Raw genomic sequence first — 19,507 nt, forward strand, 5'->3', positions numbered from 1 at the left:
CGCGAGGTGCCGCCGCCGTGGTGTCTTCCAACGTACGGGTCAGCCGGCGACCGGCTCCTTGTCGCCCTGCACCTGCTCCGGCTTCACCGAGCGGAGCAGCACACTGGCCACGTCGACGACCTCGACCTGCTCGCCGGCGCCCTTGCCGTTCACGCCGTCGTTGAGCATCGTCGAGCAGAACGGGCACCCGACGGCGACCGTCCTCGCGCCGGTGGACATGGCCTCCTCGACCCGGTCCACGTTGATCCGCTTGCCGATCTTCTCCTCCATCCACATGCGGGCGCCGCCGGCGCCGCAGCAGAAGGAGCGCTCGCTGTTGCGCGGCATCTCGGTGAGCTCGCCCTGGATGGCGTCACCGAGCACCTCACGCGGGGCGGCGAAGACGCGGTTGTGCCGGCCCAGGTAGCAGGGGTCGTGGTAGGTGACCCCGCCGTCGACCGGCTGCACCGGGGTCAGCTTGCCGGTGCTGACCAGGTGCGCCAGCAGCTGCGTGTGGTGGACGACCTCGAACTCGCCGCCGAGCTGGCCGTACTCGTTGCCCAGCGTGTTGAAGCAGTGCGGGCAGGTCGCCACGATCTTCCGCTTGCTCTTCTCCCGGCCCTCGAACGCCTCGTTGAGGGTCTCGACGTTCTGCTGGGCGAGCATCTGGAAGACGAACTCGTTGCCGATGCGGCGGGCCGGGTCGCCGGAGCAGGTCTCGCCCTCGCCGAGGATGGCGAAGGAGACGCCGGCCTCGTTGAGCAGCGTGGCGACCGCCCGGGTGGTCTTCTTGGCCCGGTCCTCGAACGCGCCCGCGCAGCCGACCCAGAAGAGGTACTCGAAGTCGTCGACCTCGCCGACGCGCGGCACCTCGAAGTCGAGGCCCTTGGTCCAGTCCTCGCGGGTGTTCTGCGGGGCGCCCCACGGGTTGCCCTTGTTCTCCAGGTTGCGCAGCATCACGCCGGCCTCGGACGGGAAGCTCGACTCGATGAGCACCTGGTAGCGGCGCATGTCGACGATGTGGTCGACGTGCTCGATGTCGACCGGGCACTGCTCGACGCAGGCACCGCAGGTGGTGCAGGACCAGAGCACGTCCGGGTCGATGACACCGCCGTCCTCGGCACCACCGATGAGCGGCCGGTTCGCCTCGGCGAGCGCGAGCACGTCCATGTGGGCGAGCTGCGCGGCGGTCGCCTTCTCCTCGCCGGTCAGGTCCTTGCCGCCACCGGCCAGCAGGTACGGGGCCTTGGCGTACGCGTGGTCGCGGAGGCTCAGCACGAGCAGCTTCGGCGACAGCGGCTTGCCGGTGTTCCACGCCGGGCACTGCGACTGGCAGCGACCGCACTCGGTGCAGGTGGAGAAGTCCAGCAGACCCTTCCAGGTGAACTGCTCGACCTGGGCGACGCCGAACTGGTCCTTCTCGGGGTCGGCCTCCTCGAAGTCGAGGGGCTTGCCACCACTCGTCATCGGCCGCAGCGCTCCGAGGCCCGAGCCGGCCTTACCGGGGTCGCGCTTGAAGAAGATGTTGAAGAAGGCCAGGAAGCGGTGCCAGGCGACACCCATGGTGACGTTGAGCGAGATCACGATGAGCCAGGTCATCGAAATCATGATCTTGATGAGGGCGGCGATGCTGACGCCGGCCTCCCAGTTCGGCAGCGCCGCGCCGACGGCGTGACTGAGCGGGGTGGCCCAGGTCGGGTACTCGAAGTGGTCGGTGGCGACCTTGAAGCCCCGGATGACGAAGCCCATGATCAGCACGGCGAGCACGACGGCCTCGACGAAGTAGCCCTGCCACATCGTGGAGCCGGTGAACCGCGACTTCCCGCCCGGCCGGGTGGGCCGGTTGCGGATCCGGATCGCGATCAGCACCAGGATGGCGACGATGCCCAGGATGCCGATCCACTCGGTGGCCAGGCCGTAGAGCGCCCATCCACCGACCAGCGGCAGGCCGGCGGTCGCGGAGACGACCTCGAAGTACGCCTCCAGGACCAGCAGCGCCAGCACGATGAAGCCGACCATCACGAACCAGTGCGCCGCACCCACCACGCTCCAGCGGAGCATCCGGGTGTGGCCGGCCGTCTCGGCCAGCATGGTCGTGGTCCGTGTGCCCTTGTCGGTGAACCGCGACGGGTCGGGCTGACCCAGCCGGATCACGGCCACCATCTTCATGACCGCCCGTACGGCGAGCCACACCGCCACGGCGGTGATGGCGGCCGCGACGATCGTGGTGACGATCTGGACGCTGCCCATCGAGTCGGCCCTCCCCGGTCTGCTGCTGTCGAGCGGCTCGACGATCGGTGCCCGGTCAGGGCGGGGTCGGCGAACAGCCGCTTCCGCACCCTCGACCGGACCGGTCGACGACCTCGCTCCGCTCGGTCATGCAGTGCAGCCTACGCGCAAGGTTACCCAGCAGTAACGTGAGTCTTCTCGCACTCGGCCGCGCCGCCTGCGCACACCATAGGGTGCCCCGCCCGGACCTGCCGGTCAGGGGCACGGAGCAGTGACGAGGATCCTTCGGCCGACCGTCCGCCGGACGTACGGCGGCGGGGCGACGCGCGGCGCGGGCGCCGGGCGGGAGGCCCGACGCCCGGAGGGACTCAGCGCCAGCGGGAGAGCAGGATCAGGGAGGCGACCATGGCGCCGAAGCCGACGGCGAGGTTCCAGTACTGCCACGACGCGACCGGGTACTCCTGCCCGGAGAGGTAGTAGACGACCAACCAGCCGATGCCGAAGACGATGAGGGCGACCGCCGAGATCGGCAGCCACACCGGGCTAGGCTTGCGCGTCGACGCCGTCGCCGTCGGACGGACGTCCGTCGGCGGGGTGTACACCTTCTTCTTGCGGACCTGAGACTTGGGCACGACGCTCTCCAGAGGGGGTGACGACCTCGTCCGGCCTGACAACCGGGCGCGAGGGCGACGGTCCATGGCCAATAATGTTCGACAGCTAGCGTAGTCCGGATGACCCGTCCAGGCCACGAATGGGGTCAGGCCGGTGCACGGAGTGACCGAAAGTGGCGGGATCGGACGGATCGCCGCCTCGACCCGCGCCCCGACGGGCGGGCATCAGACGACGGGAAGGAACGCTCCGTGGAGTACACATCCGGCGCGGCCTCCTGGCAGAAGGCGCTCCGGCGGGCGATCGCCGCGCTGCTCCGCCGGCCCCGGCAGTCGCGACCCGGCTGGTCGGTCGGGGTTCCGCTGATCGCCGCCGCGGCCGGCCTGCTCTTCACCACGACCGCCACCACCGCCGGCGGCACCGCTCTCCGCGAGGACCGTCGGCCCCAGCTCAACCAGCTCATCGAGGACCGCCGCGCCGACGTGGCGTCGAACGAGCAGCGGGCCGCGGCGCTGCGCCGGGAGATCGAGAACCGCACCACCTCGCTCGCCGGATCCGACGGCCCGATCCGCGACCAGCAGACCCGCGCCGCGGGCGACCGCCAGTCGGCCGGTTTCACCGCCCTCAGCGGCCCCGGCGTGACGGTCGAACTCGACGACGCGCCGCGACGCAGCGACGGCACCCTCCCGGAAGGGGCCACCAACGACGACCTGGTGGTCCACCAGGGTGACGTGCAGGCGGTCGTCAACGCACTCTGGGCCGGAGGCGCGGAGGCAATGTCAATCATGAACGTCCGCGTGCTCGCCACCAGCGCGGTACGCTGCGTGGGTAACACTCTGCTGCTGCACGGCCGGGTGTACTCCCCACCGTTCAAGATCGTAGCAATCGGCGATCCCGCTGCCCTTCAGCAGGCCCTCGCCGACTCCAAGGGAGTCCGGGAGTTCAGGGACTTGGTCGACGACTACAAGCTCGGTTACAAGGAGTACGCCTCCTCCACGGTCACCGTGCCGGCATTCGAGGACTCGACGACACTGCGCTCGGCGACGGTGCCGCGGTGAGCAGATCGCCGGACGAATGGCGCGACGGCCGCCACCGCGACGCGGGCGACGACCCGACCGCCTTCCTGCCCAAGGTCGACCGTCCGGACCGGGCGCCCAGCCACCCGGAGTCCGCGCCGGGCCGCCCGGCACCGTCCGGGAACTGGCCCGACCCGGTCCTTCCCGCACGGTCCGCGCCTGGTCCGGCCCGGCCCTCCGCACCCGCACCGCCGCCCGGTGCGGATCCGGCGCCGTGGAACGCTCCGTCGGGTCCGGCGAGCCCGGGCACCCCAGCGGCCCCCGCCCGGCCGGCCGGTTCCGCCCGGCCGACTCAACCCGGTCCCGCCCGGCCGGACGGTCCCGCCCGGCCGGCCCAACCCGGCCCCGGCCGGTCTGCTGGCCCGGGCCCGACGAGCCCGCCGCCGTGGCCGGGCGCCGGTACGGTCCGGCCCGCCGCACCCGCCCCGGCCGACCCTCGACCGGCGGAGACTCCCCGACCGGCCACCCCGGCCCAGGCCACACCGAAGTTCGGCAACGCCCGACCGGCCCCGGATGGCCGGTACGCGAGTGGGGCCGCCGGGCGTCCGGCCGCCGACGCCGGCGCGAACCGGCCGGGCCAGGCCGACGCGCCGACGGCGTACATCCCGAAGGTGGGCGGGTCGGGCGCCGCCGGCACCCGTCCGAGCACGCCGGCCTCGCCCGGTGGCCCGGACCGCCCCGCCGACCCGGGCGCCACCGCCGTGATCCCGGCGGTGTCCGGGCGTACGCCGGGCGGGCCGCCCAAGCCCCCGACGCCCACCCCGCCGCCACTCGACTCCACCGCACTGATGGGTGCCGTACCGCGCCCGCCGAAGACGGAAGAGCCGGACGGCGACGGCGCCGACCAGCCCGCGGAGCCGCCCCGGCCGCGCCGTGGCGAGCGGGTCGTCCAGCTGCGCCCGCACCAGACCGGCGAGGGCTACAAGAGCGTCTACTCGGAGCTGACCCGGCCCTCGCTGGCCTCGCGGCTGCGCACCGGCATCCGGGTCAGCGGCGAGGTGCTGATCACCTTCGGTCTGGTGGTGCTCCTCTTCGCCGGCTACGAGGTGTGGGGCAAGTCGGCCATCGTCGACGCCCATCAGAACGACCTGAGCCAGCAACTCGCGCAGGCGTGGGGACCGACCGGCGACCCGACCGTCGCCCCGAGCGCCTCCGCGTCCACCAAGCCGAAGCCGCCCGTCCAGGGCAAGCCGATCGCCGGTCTCTACATCCCCAAGCTCGACAAGAACTGGGTGGTGGTCGAGGGCGTCACCCAGAAGGACATCCGGTACGCCCCGGGGCACTACCCGTCGAGCGCCATGCCCGGCGCCGTGGGCAACTTCTCCGTCGCCGGCCACCGCAACCGGGCGACCTTCTGGCGGTTGGACGAGCTGGACGAGGGCGACGCCATCGTGGTCGAGGGCAAGACCGAGTGGTACGTCTACCGGGTGACGCGCAACCACATCGTCAAGCCGACCCAGGTCGAGGTGGTGGCACCCGTCCCTGGCGAGCCCGGGGCGAAGCCGAGGAAGCGGATGCTCACGCTGACCACGTGCAACCCGAAGTTCGACAACTACGAACGCCTCATCGTCCACGCCGAGCTGGAGCGGGCCCAGGCCAAGTCCGCGGGCCGGCCGGCGGAACTGGGGAACTGAGGACCATGTACGCCTGGATCTGGCGCAAGCTCCCATTCGGGCTGCCCGGCAAGCTGACCGGCAGCCTGCTGCTGGCCACCGCCGCGGTCGCGCTGCTCTGGTACGTGGTGTTCCCGTGGGCGGAGCCCCTCCTGCCCTTCGACGACGTGCAGGTCACCCAGGACTCCGGCGTCCCCGGGGACCCCGGTGGGGACACCGTGCCCGGCGGCGGCGACGCACCGTCGGGCGACGAGTACGACCTCCCGTACGACACCGACCAGAACAACACACCGCCTCCCTCGGACAGGTGACACCGTGCGCGTCCTGGTGATCGACAACTACGACTCGTTCGTCTTCAACCTCGTCCAGTACCTCGGCCAGCTCGGCGTGGACTGCGAGGTGCGGCGCAACGACGAGATCGACGTCGCGGACGTGGGCAGGGTCGGCGCGTCCGGCATCCTGCTCTCGCCCGGGCCGGGCAGCCCGGACCGCGCGGGCATCTGCCTCGACGTCATCCGGCAGTACGCCGGCGAGCTGCCGATCTTCGGCGTCTGCCTCGGGCACCAGGCGATCGGTGAGGCTTTCGGCGCCACCGTGACCCGCGCGCCGGAGCTGCTGCACGGCAAGACCTCCGAGGTCCGCCACCGCGACACCGGCGTCCTCGCCGGGCTGCCGGATCCGTTCACCGCGACCCGCTACCACTCGCTCGCCGTACTGCCGGAGACGCTGCCGGACGAGCTGGAGGTGACCGGCTGGACCGGTTCCGGGATCGTCATGGCGATGCGCCACCGGACACTGCCGATCGAGGGCGTCCAGTTCCACCCGGAGTCGGTGCTCACCGAGGGCGGCCACCTGATGCTGGCCAACTGGCTCGCCGCCTGCGGCTACCGCGAGGCCCTGGAGCGGGCCCCCGAGTTGGCCGCCGAGGTCGACGCCCGCCGCCGCGCCGCCTTCGCCACCACCTGACCCACCCCGCCCGCACCCCGCGCCCGGCTCCCACCCACTGCCGCGGGTCAGCGCCGTCCGGGGGGTGGGGTTGGGGTACCCCGCTACTCGCCGGGGAGGCGGGCGGGTGGGGGTGCCGTCGGGAAGGGCAGCCCACCCCCGCCACCCGTGCCGGGGGTGGGCGTGGCGGTCGGAGTGGCCGTCGGATCGGGGGTCGGCGCGGTCGGCGTGGGCTCGACCTCCTCGGGCTGCGTGACGACGATCTTCACGGTGCTGTTCCGGGCCTTCTTCTCGCCGGCGTTCGGGCTCTGGTCCTCGACCTTGCCCGCGTCCTCCGGCGCCACCTTCTCGCCCTTGTCCACGTCGACCTTGAATCCGGCGTTCTGCAACTGCCGTGTGGCCTCGGCCTGGCTGAGGCCCTCGACCCTGGGCACCTCGATGACGTTACCTTTGGAGACCGAGAGCGTGACCTCGCTGCCCTCGGCGACCTCCTCGCCCTCGGCCGGGTTGACACCGACGACGATGCCGGCCTGTGCCTCGTTGTCGACCTCCTTGATCACCGGCACAAGCTTCGCCTCGTTCAGCCGGGTCCTGGCACTCTGGACCTTACTGCCCTCGAGACCGGACGGCACCTTCGCGTCGGGCACGCCGCTGCAGACGCGGACGGCCACCTGCTGGGTGGACTCGATCCGGGCGTTGGCTGCGGGATCCTGGCTGACGACCAGGCCCTCCCGGCAGTTGCTCTCGCGAACCTGCTCCGGCCGGCCGGTCAGCCTCGCCTGCTGAAGCCGGTCGATCGCCTGCTGCTGGGTGATGCCGGTGACGTCGGGCACGACGATCTTCTGGTCGCGGTTGCCGTAGAGCAGGGCTCCCACCAGGGCGATCACCGCGAGCACGCCGACCGCGGCGAAGGTGGCGATCAACCAGGACGAGGCCTTGCGCTGGCGCGGGTCGCCGACCCGGGCGGGGATCTGCCGGGTCTGGGGCGCACCCGCCGCCGGGTAGCCCGCGGCGGCCGGCGCCAGGTGCGTCGTCTCGTCCTCGCGCAGCACCGGCGTGGCCAGTACGGGCCGGCCGGCGGCGGCGCGGAGCAGGTCCGCACGCATCTCGCCGGCGCTCTGGTAGCGGTTGAGCGGGTTCTTCGACAGCGCCTTCAGCACGATCGCGTCGACCGCCGGGTTGACGTCCGGGTTGATGTCGCTGGGCGTCGGCGGGGCCTCCCGCACGTGCTGGTACGCGACGCTGACCGGGCTGTCGCCCACGAACGGCGGGTGCCCGCAGAGCAGTTCGAAGAGAACGCAGCCGGCGGCGTACACGTCGGAGCGGGCGTCGACCGCCTCGCCTCGCGCCTGCTCGGGCGACAGGTACTGCGCGGTGCCGATCACCGCGCTGGTCTGCGTCATCGTGGTGGCGCCGCTGGCCAGGGCCCGGGCGATGCCGAAGTCCATGACCTTGACCTGGCCGGTCTGGGTGAGCATCACGTTGCCGGGCTTGATGTCCCGGTGGATGATGCCGTGCCGGTGGCTGAACTCCAGGGCCGCGCTGATGTCGGCGCAGATCTCCAGCGCCCGGCGGGGCTGGAGCCGCCCCTCCGCGCCGAGCACCTCCTTGAGGGTCCGCCCGTTGACGAACTCCATCACGATGAACGGCAGCGTCTCGCCGGTGGGAGCGGTCTCCTCGCCGGTGTCGTAGACGGCGACGATCGCCGGGTGGTTGAGCGACGCGGCGTTCTGCGCCTCCCGGCGGAACCGCATCTGGAAGGTGGCGTCGCGGGCGAGGTCCGTCCGGAGCATCTTGATCGCGACGTCCCGACCGAGCCGGAGATCGCGACCGCGGTGCACCTCGGCCATGCCGCCGTAGCCGAGGAGCTCGCCGACCTGGTACCTGCCACCGAGCAGGCGGGCCTGCGCTGTCATCGCGTCTGTCGTCCTTCGCTCGTCGTCGTCTCGTCGCTACCCGGCCGGGGCCGTTCCTGTCGACGGTACGACGTTCCAGCCGGATCGTCGTGCCCGGCGGGCCGCAGCACGCCGGACGGCACCGTCCGCGCGCCGAACGCACCGGGTTCACCGGATGCGCCGTTCTCATTCAGCAAGTAGGAAATCACGCCGGAGCAGACGAGGACCAGTACGGCCAGGAGGATGGCGAGGAACACCATTCCGGCACGGGACCGACGGGGCTGCGGCGGTGGGACGGGCAGGACCGGCGAGCGGGCGTACCCGGCCTGTCGCTCCTGCTTGACGGGGGCCGGCGGCACCGGGGCGGCACCGCGCGGCCAGCCCTGCGGTGTCGTCGGTGGGCGCGGCGCCGACGGCGTCGCGGCGCTGGCACGCGGCGCCGAGACCGGCGCGCGGGGCGGCTGCGGGGTCGCGGCCGGCGGCCGGTGCGCCACCGGGGGACGCGACGCCGAGGGCGGCGGTACCTGGGCGCGACCGGGCGACGCGGCCGGCGACGCCGGAGCCGGCGAGACCGGGCCGGCCTGGCCTGCGGCCCGGGACTGCTGGGAGAGCTGCGCCTTGAGCTGCCGGGCCACCCCGGCCAGCGCGGCGGCACTCGACCACCGGGCCGCCGGGTCCTTCGCCAAGGCGCGCTCGACCACCGCGCAGACCTGCGGTGGGATGTCGCGGGGCAGCGGCCGGGGGGACTCCCGGACGTGCCGCATCGCGATCTCCAGGGGGTTGTCGCCCTCGAAGGGCCGGCGGCCGGCGAGGCACTGGTACGCGACCACGCCGAGCGCGTAGACGTCCGAGGCGGGGGTGGCGACCTGGCCGGTGGCCTGCTCCGGGGAGATGTACGAGGCGGTGCCGAGCACCGAGCCGGCGGCGGTGAGCTGCGCCACCAGGTCGGACCGGGCGATGCCGAAGTCGGTGAGCACCAGGGTGCCGTTCGGCCGGACGAGCAGGTTGCCCGGCTTCACGTCCCGGTGCACGATGCCCTTCACATGTGCGGCGTGCAGGGCGTCGGCGGCCTGGGCGACCAGTGCCATCGTGCGGGCCGGGGTGAGCCGGCCGACCCGGCTGAGGGTGGCCGACAGGGCGTCGCCCTCGACGTACTCCATCACCAGGAAGGCGATCTGCTGGTCGCTGCCGAAGTCGTAGATGTCGACCACCCCGGGGTGGTTGATGGTCGCCATCGTCCGCGCCTCGCCACGGAACCGCTCGGCGAAGTCGGGATCGTCGAGCAGCGCGGGGAGCAGGCTCTTGACCGCGACCGTACGCCCGAGCACCTGGTCGGTGCCGCGCCAGACGTCGCCCATGCCCCCGCTGGCGATCCGCTCGTCGAGGCGGTAGCGGTTGCCGAGCTGCACCCCCGGGCTGAGCATGTCAGCGGCCCCCGGGATCGTTGATCGCGGCCCGCATGATCTGACCGGCGATCCGGGCCGCCTCGGCGCTGCCGCCGCTACCGGCCTCCTCCAGCACCACGCAGACCGCGGAGACGGCGTTGCCGTCCTTGTCCAGGGCGAAACCGATGAACCAGCCGTGGTCGGGGCGGTTCGGAGCGGACTGGGCGGTGCCGGTCTTGCCGCCGACGGTGTAGCCGCTGATCCGCGCGTTCCGACCGGTGCCGTTCTGGACCACGCTGACCATCATGTCCCGCAGGTCGGCGGCGACCTGGCCGTTGACCGGCTGGCGCAGCTCGCGCGGCTGGGCGGTGTAGTAGTCGGTGGTCCGGTCCGGGCCGAGGACCTGGCGGACGAGGTACGGCCGCATCTGCTTGCCCTCGTTGCCGACCGTGGCGGCGATCAGCGCGCCCTGGAGCGGGGTCATCCGGACGTTGTTCTGGCCGATCGAGGACTGGGCCAGCGCCGCCGGGTCGGTGCTTCCGTCCGGGTTCTGCATGTCGCCGGTCCGGCTGGCCGCCACGCCCAGGCCGCCCTCGCCGAGCCGCCCGACGCTGAGGTCCTCGTCCTCGAAGCCGAACTGGCGGGCCTTCTCCTTGACCGTGTCGGCGCCCAGCCGGACGCCGAGCTGGGCGAAGCCCGTGTTGCACGACTCGGTGACGGCGTCGAGCAGGGTGACCTGCCGCTCCGGGCAGATCGACTGGGCGGCGTTGCGGATCGGCTGCCCGGACGTGGGTGGCGTGTACTCGCTCCCGGCCGGAATCTGCGTGGTCTGCCCGATCCCGTTCTCCAGGGCGGCGGCGGCCACCACGATCTTGAAGGTGGAGCCGGGGGGAAGCACCTCGCCGAGCGCGCGGTTCTTCAGCGGGCCGGTCGGGTCCTGGTCCAGTTTGTTGTACGCCGCGGTGGCCGTGTCGCTGTCGTGGCTGGCCAGCGGGTTCGGATCGAAGCTCGGCATGGAGACCAGCGCCTGCACCGCGCCGGTACGCGGGTCGATGGCGATGGCCGCGCCCTTGGCGACGTTCTGGCGGTTGTTGCGGAGCTGCTCGTACGCGACGTTCTGCGCCTGCTTCGAGATGGTGAGCAGGACGTTGGCGCCGCCGGTCTGGTCCCCGGTGAACATGTCCTTCACCCGGTTGGCGATCAGCCGGTCGCTGGTGCCGGCGAGGAAGTCGTTCTCGGACTTCTCGATGCCGGTCTCGGCCAGGTTGACCGGCTTGTACCCGAGCACGTGGGCGTACTCGGGCCCCTGCGGGTAGGTGCGCTGGTACGTCAGCTCGCCACTGGTCTCCCGGCTGACCGCGAACGCGGTCCCTCCGGCCTCGATGTTGCCGCGCTTGCGCTTGTACTCGTCAACCTGGACGCGACCGTTGTAGTCGCTGGTGCGGTACTCGTCGGCCTTGTAGGCCTGGATCCAGTTCAGGTTGGCGAACAGCAGCCCGAACAGGACCATCACGACGACGCCGACACGGCGCAGGGGTGCGTTCACGGCCTGATCACCTCCGTGGGGGCACCGTGGAGCTGCTCCGGCGGACCGCCGGCGGGTCGGGCCGCCGTGCCGCCGCCACCCACCGGGCGCCGCGCGCCGTCCGACACCCGGAGCAGGACCGCGATGAGCAGCCAGTTCGCCATGAGCGACGAGCCACCGGCGGAGAGGAACGGGGTGGTCTGACCGGTGAGCGGGATCAGCTTGCTGATCCCGCCGACGATCACGAAGACCTGGAGGCCGAGGGTGAAGGCCAGGCCGCCCGCGAGGAGCTTGCCGAACGAGTCCCGTACGGCCAGCGCGGCGCGCAGGCCCCGCTCGACGATGAGCAGGTAGATCACCAGCAGGGCGGAGAGGCCGAACAGGCCGATCTCCTCCCCGATGCCGGCGAAGATGAAGTCGTTCTGCACCTCGGGCAGCTTGCCCGGCTGGCCGCCGCCCGGGCCGGCGCCGAAGAGGCCGCCGGTGCCGAGCGCGAGCAGCCCCTGCACCAGCTGGTAGCCGTCCTCGTACGGGTCGGCGAACGGGTCCAGCCAGATCTGCGCCCGCAGGTAGAAGTTCGCGAACGGGCCGCCGACGCTCTCACCCAGGACGTACGCCAGGTAGGCGCCGCCGAAGAAGAGCACCAGACCGATGAGCAGCCAGCTGACGCGCTCGGTGGCGATGTAGAGCGTCACCACGAACATGCCGAAGTAGAGCAGCGAGGTGCCCAGGTCCTTCTCGAAGACGAGGACCAGGAGGCTGATGATCCAGACCACCAGGACCGGCCCGAGGTCCCGGCCGCGCGGGAAGTCGATGCCGAGGATCCGGCGGCTGGCCAGCGACAGCACCTCACGCTTGCGCACCAGGTAGTACGCGAAGAACGTCAGCAGAGCCAGCTTGGCGAACTCACCGGGCTGGATCGAGAAACCGCCCACCCGCACCCAGAGCTTCGCGCCGTTGATCTCGGAGATGCTGGCCGGCAGCACCGCCGGGAGCATCACCAGCACGATGCCGGCGAGGCCGAGGGTGTACGCGTACCGGGAGATCGAGCGGTGGTCGCGGACCAGGGCGAGCAGGCCGGCGGCGAGGATAACCGAGGCGAGCGTCCAGGCGAGCTGGCGGCCACCCGTGCCCGCGAAGATCGCCAGGTCCTGGCGCTCGGCGGGCGCGGCGTCGGCCAGGTCGAGCCGCCGCAGGAAGCCTACGCCGAGGCCGTTGAGGAGCGCGACGGCCGGCAGCAGGGCCGGGTCGGCGAACGGCGCCAGGAAGCGGATCACCATGTGCAGCCCGAAGAACACCGCGGTGAGCGCGGCGGCCGGGATCCAGAAGTCCGGGGTGACCGTGTCGAGCACGTTCGCCTCGACCATCGCCCCGTACGCGGCCACCAGCACCATCGCCAGCAGCAGCAGCGACAGCTCGGCGTTGCGCCGGGACCGGGCCAGGCGTGCGCCGGGCTGCTCGCCCGCGGTGGCGGGCGAGGATGCCGGAGTTGCCGCTGCGGTCACGGATCGTCCTGAGGGTTCGAGCCGGCGCTCACTCGGGCGACCGGCAGGCCGCCGGATCGAGCGACGGGGCGAGGGTGTCGGAGGGCTCGGCGTCGGGCGACGTGGTCGGCGCGACCGGCGTTCCGACGGGGACGGTGGCGCTGGGCGCTCCCGCCGCCGTGGTGGCCGGGGTCGGCGACACCGGCCCGCTCGACGGCGCCGGAGCGGGCGTCGTCACCACGACCGCGCTCGGGGTCGGGGTCGGCGGGCAGACCGGCTTGAGGTTCGGGTTCTTCGGGTCGTCGCTGGTCAGCTCGGCGAGGCGACGGGCCGCGTCGGGCTCGCTCCTGGCCGGTATGCCCTGCTTGACCTGCTCCTGCGCGGCCAGGGTGAGGTCGTCCAGCTCGGCCGGGCTGACAGAGTGCTCCGTGGAGAGGTCCATCCCGGCGATCTGGCCCTCGATCCCCTTGAAGACGGCGACGTGCCCGTCCTCGGTGGCGCCGACGTAGTACTGGCGCTGGGTGTAGCTCCAGCCGCCGAAGACCGCGCCGCCGAGAAGGACCAGCAGCGCCAGCGACATCGCCGCGGCCCGAACCGGACGGTGTCGCCGGTGCTCGGGCTCGTCGTCTGAGCCCGCGGTGGGCTCCTCCGGAGCGGCCGGACGTGGCGCGGAGAGCGCGGAGGCCCGGGCCGCCGGGGTGGAGACGTCGGCGGAGGTCGCCATGCCCCGGTCGCGGGCGGCGGCGCCGCCGACGATCGGCGTCGCCTCGACGATGTCCTGGTCGGTCGCGTCGGCGATGATCACCGTGATGTTGTCCGGGCCGCCGCCACGCAGGGCGAGCTGCACCAGCCGCTCGACGCACCGCTGGGGATCGGTGTACTCCCGCAACGTCTCGCCGATGGTTTCGGCGCTGACCACGCCGGAGAGACCGTCGCTGCAGATGAGGTACCGGTCGCCCCGGAGCACCTGACGGACGGAGTACTCGGCGTCGATGTCGCGGCCGTCGAGCGCGCGGGTCAGCAGCGACCGCTGCGGGTGGCTGCTCGCCTCCTCGGCGCTGATCCGGCCCTCGTCGACGAGCATCTGGACGTACGTGTCGTCCTTGGTGATCTGCGCGAACTCACCGTTGCGCAGGAGGTAGGCCCGTGAGTCGCCGATGTGGACCATCCCCAGCTTGCTGCCGGAGAAGAGGATCGCGGTCAGCGTGGTCCCCATCCCCTCCAGCTGTGGGTTGGCGTCCACCGTCTCGCGGAGCTGCTGGGTGGCGGCGCTCACGGCCGAACGCAACGCGTCGACGAGGGCGTCCCCTGGGACGTCCTCGTCGAGCGGCGCCATGGCACCGATGACGATGTTGCTCGCGACGTCACCGGCGGCCATGCCGCCCATGCCGTCGGCGACGGCAAGCAGCCGCGGTCCGGCGTAGACGGAATCCTGATTACCGTCTCGGATCAGACCGCGGTCGCTGTGGGCCGCGTAGCGCAGGGTCAGAGTCATGGCCGTAATTCGAGAGAAGTGCGGCCGATCCGGATCGGCACGCCGAGGGGGACGGGGGTTGGTCCGGTGACCTTAGCGCGATCCAGGTACGTGCCGTTAGTCGAGCCCAGGTCCTCGACGAACCACTGCCCTTCGCGCGGCACGAGCCGGGCGTGTCGCGCTGAGGCGTAGTCGTCGGTGATGACGAGGGTGGAGTCCTCGGCCCGACCGATCGTGATCTGTGCTTCACCGAGGGTGATCCGCGTACCGGCCAGTTGACCCGCCGTGACCACCAGCTGGTGGGCCGCCCTGCCCCGCTTGGCCTTGGCCTGCTTCGCCGGCTGCCCGAGGGACGCACCGACCGCCCGGGGGGCGGCCACCAGCCGACCCGACCGGGCACCCGCGAAGAGATCCCGCCGGATCACGCCGACCACCGTGAACACGAAGATCCACAGCAGGATGAGGAACCCGAACCGGGCGACGGTGATGACGAGTTCCGGCAAGGCGGATCAGCCGTCCACGCGGAAGGTCAGCGTCGTGGTGCCGAGCTGGATCATGTCCCCCGGATTGAGGGCGACCGCCGACACCCGCTGACCGTTGACCATCGTGCCGTTGGTGGAGCCGAGGTCGGTCAGCACGACCTGGCCGCCGTCGAAGTCCAGCCGGGCGTGCCGGCGGGAGATGCCAACGTCCGGCAGCCGCAGATTGGCCTGGTCACCACGGCCGATCACCGTGGAGCCCATCTGCAGCGGGTACGTGCGCCCGTCGCCGGAGACGAGCCGCACGTTGCGGCCGCCGCCGTGACCCGGCGGCGGGCCGTAGCCGCCACCCTGGTCGTACGCCGGGTACGCGGGCGGGCCGGCGTCGTAGCCGGGCGCGGGGGCGACCTCGCCACCCGTGTAGACCTCGGCGGTGACCCGGAACATGCCCGTGTCCAGTCCCTCGCCGCGTTCGATCTCGACGATCACATCGCCGTAGACCGTCCACGCCTGCTCACCGATGAACTCCGCCTGCGACTGGGCCAGTTCCTGGGCCAGCGCGGCGGCGTACGGCGCCAGCCGACTGTGGTCGTACGGCGAGAGATCGATCACGTAGCGGTTGGGCACCAACGTGCGCCCACCGGCCAGGATCGCCTTGTGCGCCTCGGCCTCCCGCTGCATGGCGTTGAGGATCTCCACGGGGTGGACCACCCCTTTGAAGACCTTGGCGAAGGCCCCCTCGACCAGGCCTTCCAGACGCTTCTCGAAGCGTTGCAGCACGCTCACCGGCTCCTCCTCGGGTCCCGAGGACATGATGGTATCCGGCCGGCGCGCGCGCAGCTCACACGCCGCTCGGCGGTGGGGGCGACGGCCCGTTCTCGGTGGGCCGAAATCCCGTGCTAGTCTTTCGTCCGCCACGAACGGTAACCGTCTGTGGCAACGGCCGGGAGCCTGGGTAGGATGGCCGGGCCCGCTGGAAGCGGCGGGACCGACAGCGACTACAGTGTTCGAGGTCGAGCCACGGGGATGTGGCGGAATGGCAGACGCGCACGGTTCAGGTCCGTGTGCCCGAAAGGGCGTGGGGGTTCAACTCCCCCCATCCCCACCGCAGACGAGGGCTCCGCAGCTTGCGGGGCCCTCGCTCCATATCGGGGCGTGCCGTTCGTCACGCTATGCTCCGATGGTTTCTGCCTCAGACGGACCAGGAGTGGCGTTGTGAGTGTCGCGTTCGTGACCGGGTCGGGCGGGCTGATCGGCTCCGAGGCGGTCCGGCACTTCGCCGGCCTCGGTCTCGAGGTCGTCGGCATCGACAACGACATGCGGCAGGAGTTCTTCGGCGCGGAGGCGTCGACCGCCTGGAACGTCCGCCGGCTGACCGACGACCTGGGTGGCGCGTACGCGCACCACAGCATCGACATCCGGGACCGGGACGCGCTGGCGAAGCTCTTCGCCCGGTACGGCTCGGACGTCTCCGTGGTCATCCACACCGCCGCCCAGCCCTCGCACGACTGGGCCGTCCGGGACCCGTTCACCGACTTCGACGTGAACGCCGGTGGCACCCTCAACGTGCTCCAGAACGTGCGGCAGCACTGCCCCGAGGCACCGGTGATCCACTGCTCCACGAACAAGGTCTACGGCGACCGGCCGAACAGCCTGCCGCTGGTGGAGCAGGAGACCCGCTGGGAGATCGAGCCCGGCCACCCGTACGAGCAGGGCATCCGCGAGGACATGTCGATCGACGCCTGCCTGCACTCCGTGTTCGGCGCCTCGAAGGTGGCGGCGGACGTCATGGTCCAGGAGTACGGCCGCTACTTCGGCATGCGGACCGCCTGCTTCCGGGGCGGGACGCTGACCGGTCCGGCGCACTCGGCCACCGAGCTGCACGGCTTCCTCGGCTACGTGATGCGGGCCAACATGGAGCGCCGGAAGTACAAGATCTTCGGCTACCAGGGCAAGCAGGTCCGGGACGCCATCCACAGCTCGGACGTGGTGTCCGCCTTCGAGGCGTTCTTCCGCGACCCGCGCTCGTCCGCGGTCTACAACCTGGGCGGCGGCCGGCACTCCAACACCTCGATGCGCGAGGCGTTCGCCCTGGCCGAGCAGATCACCGGCCAGGAGATGATCTCGGAGTACGTCGAGGAGAACCGGATCGGCGACCACAAGTGGTGGATCGGCTCCAACGAGGCGTTCCAGGCCGACTACCCGGACTGGAAACAGGTGTACGACGTACCAATGATCATGCGTGAGATCTACGAGGCCAACGTCGACAAGTGGGTGCCGCAGCCGTGAACCGGGGCAAGAAGAACGTCCTGGGCGTCCTGGTCGACGCCACCGACTACGCCGACGCCACCGAGCGGGTGGTGACGGCGGCCCACGACCGGCAGCCCCTGGCGCTGACCGCGCTCGCCGTGCACGGCGTGATGACCGGTGTGCTCGACCCGGCCCACAACGCCCGGCTGAACTCCTTCGACGTGGTCACCCCGGACGGCCAGCCGGTGCGCTGGGCGCTCAACCTGCTGCACGGCGCGGGGCTGACCGACCGGGTGTACGGCCCCGAGCTGACCCTGCGCGTGCTGTCCCGCTTCGCCGACGAGGGGCTGCCCATCTACCTGTACGGCTCGACCGAGGAGACCCTCGGTCGGCTGATCCCCGAGCTGGAGCGGATGTTCCCGGCCCTCAAGATCGCCGGTGTGGAGCCGTCGAAGTTCCGGGCCGTGCAGCCGGGCGAGGACCGGGAGATCGCCGACCGGATCCGGTCCAGCGGCGCCCGGCTCCTCCTGGTCGGGCTCGGCTGTCCCCGCCAGGAGGTCTTCGCGTACGCCATGCGGCCCTTGCTGGACATGCCGCTGATGGCCGTCGGGGCCGCCTTCGACTACCACGCCGGGCTGCTTCGCCAGCCCCCGGCGTGGATGCAGCGCGCGGGCCTGGAGTGGTTCTGGCGTCTGGGCCTGGAACCGAAGCGGCTCTGGCGGCGCTACGTGATCCTCAACCCGGCCTACCTCGCCCGCCTGACGGCGCAGAAGACCGGCCTGTGGAAGGCGCGCCCGCCGGCACCGGCCACCGAGCACCCCGGCAGCTTCGCGGTCTGACAGCCCGACCCTCACCAGCACGGCGCGAGGCCCCTTCCGGTTGTGATCCGGGAGGGGCCTCGGCCGTGGGAACAAGGCGCTAGACGGTCAGCGTCCAGGTGTTGATGTACCCGGTGTCCGTCCGGTAGATGTCGCGCGCCTGGAGCCGCCAGGTGCCGTTGGCCGCCTCACCGGAGAGGTTGACCGTGTAGGTGGCGTTGACGTTGTCGGCGCTGTCCGAGCTGCTGCTGTTCTTCAGCCGGTACGCCGACCCGTCCGGCGCGATCAGGTCGATGACCAGGTCACCCCGCCAGGTGTGCACGATGTTCACGGCCACCGTCGAGGTCGCCGAGGCGGCCCGGTCGCAGCCGGAGATGGTGATCGAGCTGCTCACCGCGGAGCCGGCGTCCGGGATCGCGACGTCCGTGCCGTTGGTGCCGGTGCAGCCCGGCGGCGGCGGGGGCGGCGGCGGGGTGGTGCCGCCGTCACCGACGTAGAGCAGCTTGTTCGGCGAGCCGGTGCCCGGGTTGGTCACCACGTTGCTGGTGGCGCTGTTGACCAGAGCGTCGCGGACCTGCTGCGGGGTGTACGACGGGTTGGCCGAGAGCACCAGCGCCGCGCCGCCGGCCACGTGCGGGGAGGCCATCGACGTGCCGCTGATGGTGTTCGTCGCGGTGTCGCTGTTGTACCAGGCCGACGTGATCGACGAGCCCGGCGCGAAGATGTCCAGGCAGGTGCCGAAGTTGGAGAACGACGACCGGGCGTCGGTGTTGGTCGTCGCGCCGACGGTGATCGCCGAGGCGGTACGGGCCGGCGACGAGTTGCACGCGTTGGCGTTGCTGTTGCCGGCCGCCAGCGCGTAGGTCACTCCGGAGCTGATCGAGTTGGCCACGGCGGTGTCGAGGGCGCTGCTGGCCCCACCGCCGAGGCTCATGTTGGCCACCGCCGGCTTGACCGCGTTGGCGGTCACCCAGTCGACGCCGGCGATCACACCGGCGTTGGTGCCGCTGCCCTGGCAGTTGAGCACCTTGACCGCCACCAGCCGGGTGCCCTTGGCGACCCCGTACGCCGAGCCGCCGACGGTACCCGCGACGTGCGTGCCGTGGCCGTTGCAGTCGGTGTTGTTGCTGTCGGCGGTGTTGGTGCCCCAGGTGGCGCGACCGCCGAAGTCCGAGTGCGACGTCCGGATGCCGGTGTCCAGGATGTACGACGTCACGTTGCTCGCCGTGTTCGGGTACGTGTACGAGTTGTTCAGCGGGAGCGCCCGCTGGTCGATCCGGTCGAGGCCCCAGGACGGGGGGTTCGCCTGGGTGCCGGCGATCGACACGGTGTGGTTCTGCTCGACGTACGCCACCGCCGGGTCGGCCGCCATCCGGGCCGCCGCTCTGGCGCTCATCCGCATCTCGGCACCGCGTACGGCGGTGCGGTACGTCCGGACCGTCGTGCCACCGTGGCGGCTCGCGAGCCGGCTCACCGACGACCCGACGGTGGTCCGGCTGACCGCGCTGTCCTTGAAGACCACAATGTAGCTGTCCGTGACGGCGGTCGCACCGCCAGCGGCGCGGACGGTGCCGGCGGGCTCGGCCGCCATGGCCGGCGTGGCCGTGGCGACCATGGCCAGTGCGGCCACCCCGACGAGAACGGACCTGCGTGGAAGACCCATCTCCCTACCTCCCTCCGACCGGACGTCGACCGTCCACCCGTTCGTGACGAGCGGATCGATGAGTACCGATCGAGCTGAGAGTA

16 protein-coding genes and 1 tRNA gene are annotated in these 19,507 nt (G+C 71.7%); 7 read left to right on the forward strand and 10 right to left on the reverse strand.

Features of this window, described 5'->3' with window-relative positions:
• Window positions 1-39: 39 nt before the first annotated feature.
• Window positions 40-2,229: a heterodisulfide reductase-related iron-sulfur binding cluster gene (locus ACTMSW_RS21600; protein ID WP_441182455.1), complete on the reverse strand. Its 2,190-nt coding sequence runs from the start codon at window positions 2,227-2,229 to the stop codon at window positions 40-42.
• Window positions 2,230-2,576: 347 nt separating this feature from the next.
• The gene (locus tag ACTMSW_RS21605) at window positions 2,577-2,840 is read right to left on the reverse strand and encodes a cell division protein CrgA (RefSeq protein WP_441182456.1); all 264 of its coding nucleotides are present in this window, start codon (window positions 2,838-2,840) and stop codon (window positions 2,577-2,579) included.
• 228 nt (window positions 2,841-3,068) lie between these two features.
• On the opposite strand from ACTMSW_RS21605, the gene ACTMSW_RS21610 reads away from it, so the two are divergent.
• The 4 genes from ACTMSW_RS21610 to ACTMSW_RS21625 are packed head-to-tail and all read left to right on the forward strand — an operon-like array spanning window position 3,069 to window position 6,472.
• Window positions 3,069-3,875, forward strand: a complete 807-nt coding sequence (locus ACTMSW_RS21610) for a DUF881 domain-containing protein (protein WP_441182457.1) — start codon at window positions 3,069-3,071, stop codon at window positions 3,873-3,875.
• A complete protein-coding gene (locus tag ACTMSW_RS21615; protein WP_441182458.1) occupies window positions 3,872-5,527 on the forward strand; it encodes a class E sortase in 1,656 nt (551 codons plus the stop codon). The genes ACTMSW_RS21610 and ACTMSW_RS21615 overlap by 4 nt, the downstream gene beginning before the upstream one ends.
• Window positions 5,528-5,532: 5 nt before the next feature.
• Window positions 5,533-5,817, forward strand: a complete 285-nt coding sequence (locus ACTMSW_RS21620) for a hypothetical protein (RefSeq protein WP_441182459.1) — start codon at window positions 5,533-5,535, stop codon at window positions 5,815-5,817.
• A 4-nt stretch (window positions 5,818-5,821) separates the two neighbouring features.
• The gene (locus ACTMSW_RS21625; RefSeq protein ID WP_441182460.1) at window positions 5,822-6,472 is read left to right on the forward strand and encodes an aminodeoxychorismate/anthranilate synthase component II; all 651 of its coding nucleotides are present in this window, start codon (window positions 5,822-5,824) and stop codon (window positions 6,470-6,472) included.
• Between the two features lie 83 nt (window positions 6,473-6,555).
• On the opposite strand, the gene pknB is transcribed toward ACTMSW_RS21625, so the two are convergent.
• The 7 genes from pknB to ACTMSW_RS21660 are packed head-to-tail and all read right to left on the reverse strand — an operon-like array spanning window position 6,556 to window position 15,506.
• Window positions 6,556-8,367 carry a Stk1 family PASTA domain-containing Ser/Thr kinase gene (pknB, locus tag ACTMSW_RS21630; RefSeq protein WP_441182461.1) on the reverse strand — a complete coding sequence of 604 codons (1,812 nt, stop codon included), beginning with the start codon at window positions 8,365-8,367 and terminating at the stop codon, window positions 6,556-6,558.
• On the reverse strand, window positions 8,364-9,770 hold the full coding sequence (locus tag ACTMSW_RS21635) for a protein kinase domain-containing protein (protein ID WP_441182462.1): 1,407 nt from the start codon (window positions 9,768-9,770) through the stop codon (window positions 8,364-8,366). Before ACTMSW_RS21635 ends, pknB begins: the two co-directional genes overlap by 4 nt.
• A 1-nt stretch (window position 9,771) precedes the next feature.
• Entirely contained in the window at window positions 9,772-11,277 is a 1,506-nt protein-coding gene (locus ACTMSW_RS21640; RefSeq protein ID WP_441182463.1) for a peptidoglycan D,D-transpeptidase FtsI family protein, read from the reverse strand.
• Window positions 11,274-12,761 carry an FtsW/RodA/SpoVE family cell cycle protein gene (locus ACTMSW_RS21645; RefSeq protein WP_441182464.1) on the reverse strand — a complete coding sequence of 496 codons (1,488 nt, stop codon included), beginning with the start codon at window positions 12,759-12,761 and terminating at the stop codon, window positions 11,274-11,276. Before ACTMSW_RS21645 ends, ACTMSW_RS21640 begins: the two co-directional genes overlap by 4 nt.
• A gap of 28 nt (window positions 12,762-12,789) precedes the next feature.
• Window positions 12,790-14,235 (reverse strand): protein phosphatase 2C domain-containing protein, encoded by a 1,446-nt coding sequence (locus ACTMSW_RS21650; protein ID WP_441182465.1) that lies wholly within the window; start codon window positions 14,233-14,235, stop codon window positions 12,790-12,792.
• Window positions 14,232-14,717 carry an FHA domain-containing protein FhaB/FipA gene (locus ACTMSW_RS21655; RefSeq protein WP_441182466.1) on the reverse strand — a complete coding sequence of 162 codons (486 nt, stop codon included), beginning with the start codon at window positions 14,715-14,717 and terminating at the stop codon, window positions 14,232-14,234. The genes ACTMSW_RS21650 and ACTMSW_RS21655 overlap by 4 nt, the downstream gene beginning before the upstream one ends.
• Window positions 14,718-14,723: 6 nt before the next feature.
• Window positions 14,724-15,506, reverse strand: a complete 783-nt coding sequence (locus ACTMSW_RS21660; RefSeq protein WP_357034259.1) for a DUF3662 and FHA domain-containing protein — start codon at window positions 15,504-15,506, stop codon at window positions 14,724-14,726.
• Window positions 15,507-15,715: 209 nt separating this feature from the next.
• On the opposite strand from ACTMSW_RS21660, the gene ACTMSW_RS21665 reads away from it, so the two are divergent.
• The 3 genes from ACTMSW_RS21665 to ACTMSW_RS21675 all read left to right on the forward strand — a co-directional run bounded on the left by ACTMSW_RS21665 (window position 15,716) and on the right by ACTMSW_RS21675 (window position 17,782).
• A tRNA-Leu gene (locus tag ACTMSW_RS21665) sits at window positions 15,716-15,798 on the forward strand.
• Window positions 15,799-15,908: 110 nt separating this feature from the next.
• Window positions 15,909-16,982, forward strand: a complete 1,074-nt coding sequence (locus tag ACTMSW_RS21670; protein ID WP_441182467.1) for an NAD-dependent epimerase/dehydratase family protein — start codon at window positions 15,909-15,911, stop codon at window positions 16,980-16,982.
• Complete coding sequence (locus ACTMSW_RS21675) at window positions 16,964-17,782, forward strand: WecB/TagA/CpsF family glycosyltransferase (protein WP_441182468.1); 819 nt, start codon at window positions 16,964-16,966, stop codon at window positions 17,780-17,782. The genes ACTMSW_RS21670 and ACTMSW_RS21675 overlap by 19 nt, the downstream gene beginning before the upstream one ends.
• Window positions 17,783-17,861: 79 nt before the next feature.
• Here the strand turns inward: ACTMSW_RS21675 and ACTMSW_RS21680 are convergent, their stop codons facing one another.
• Window positions 17,862-19,424: a S8 family peptidase gene (locus ACTMSW_RS21680; protein WP_441182469.1), complete on the reverse strand. Its 1,563-nt coding sequence runs from the start codon at window positions 19,422-19,424 to the stop codon at window positions 17,862-17,864.
• Window positions 19,425-19,507 lie beyond the last annotated feature (83 nt).

The organism is Micromonospora sp. BQ11 (assembly GCF_052068135.1).
Lineage (GTDB): Bacteria > Actinomycetota > Actinomycetes > Mycobacteriales > Micromonosporaceae > Micromonospora.

Coding starts and splice junctions, on each gene's coding strand:
- ACTMSW_RS21600 (WP_441182455.1), bottom strand. CDS start 2,229: ATGGGCAGCGTCCAGATCGTCACCACGATCGTCGCGGCCGCCATCACC.
- ACTMSW_RS21620 (WP_441182459.1), top strand. CDS start 5,533: ATGTACGCCTGGATCTGGCGCAAGCTCCCATTCGGGCTGCCCGGCAAG.
- pknB (WP_441182461.1), bottom strand. CDS start 8,367: ATGACAGCGCAGGCCCGCCTGCTCGGTGGCAGGTACCAGGTCGGCGAG.
- ACTMSW_RS21635 (WP_441182462.1), bottom strand. CDS start 9,770: ATGCTCAGCCCGGGGGTGCAGCTCGGCAACCGCTACCGCCTCGACGAG.
- ACTMSW_RS21650 (WP_441182465.1), bottom strand. CDS start 14,235: ATGACTCTGACCCTGCGCTACGCGGCCCACAGCGACCGCGGTCTGATC.
- ACTMSW_RS21660 (WP_357034259.1), bottom strand. CDS start 15,506: ATGTCCTCGGGACCCGAGGAGGAGCCGGTGAGCGTGCTGCAACGCTTC.
- ACTMSW_RS21680 (WP_441182469.1), bottom strand. CDS start 19,424: ATGGGTCTTCCACGCAGGTCCGTTCTCGTCGGGGTGGCCGCACTGGCC.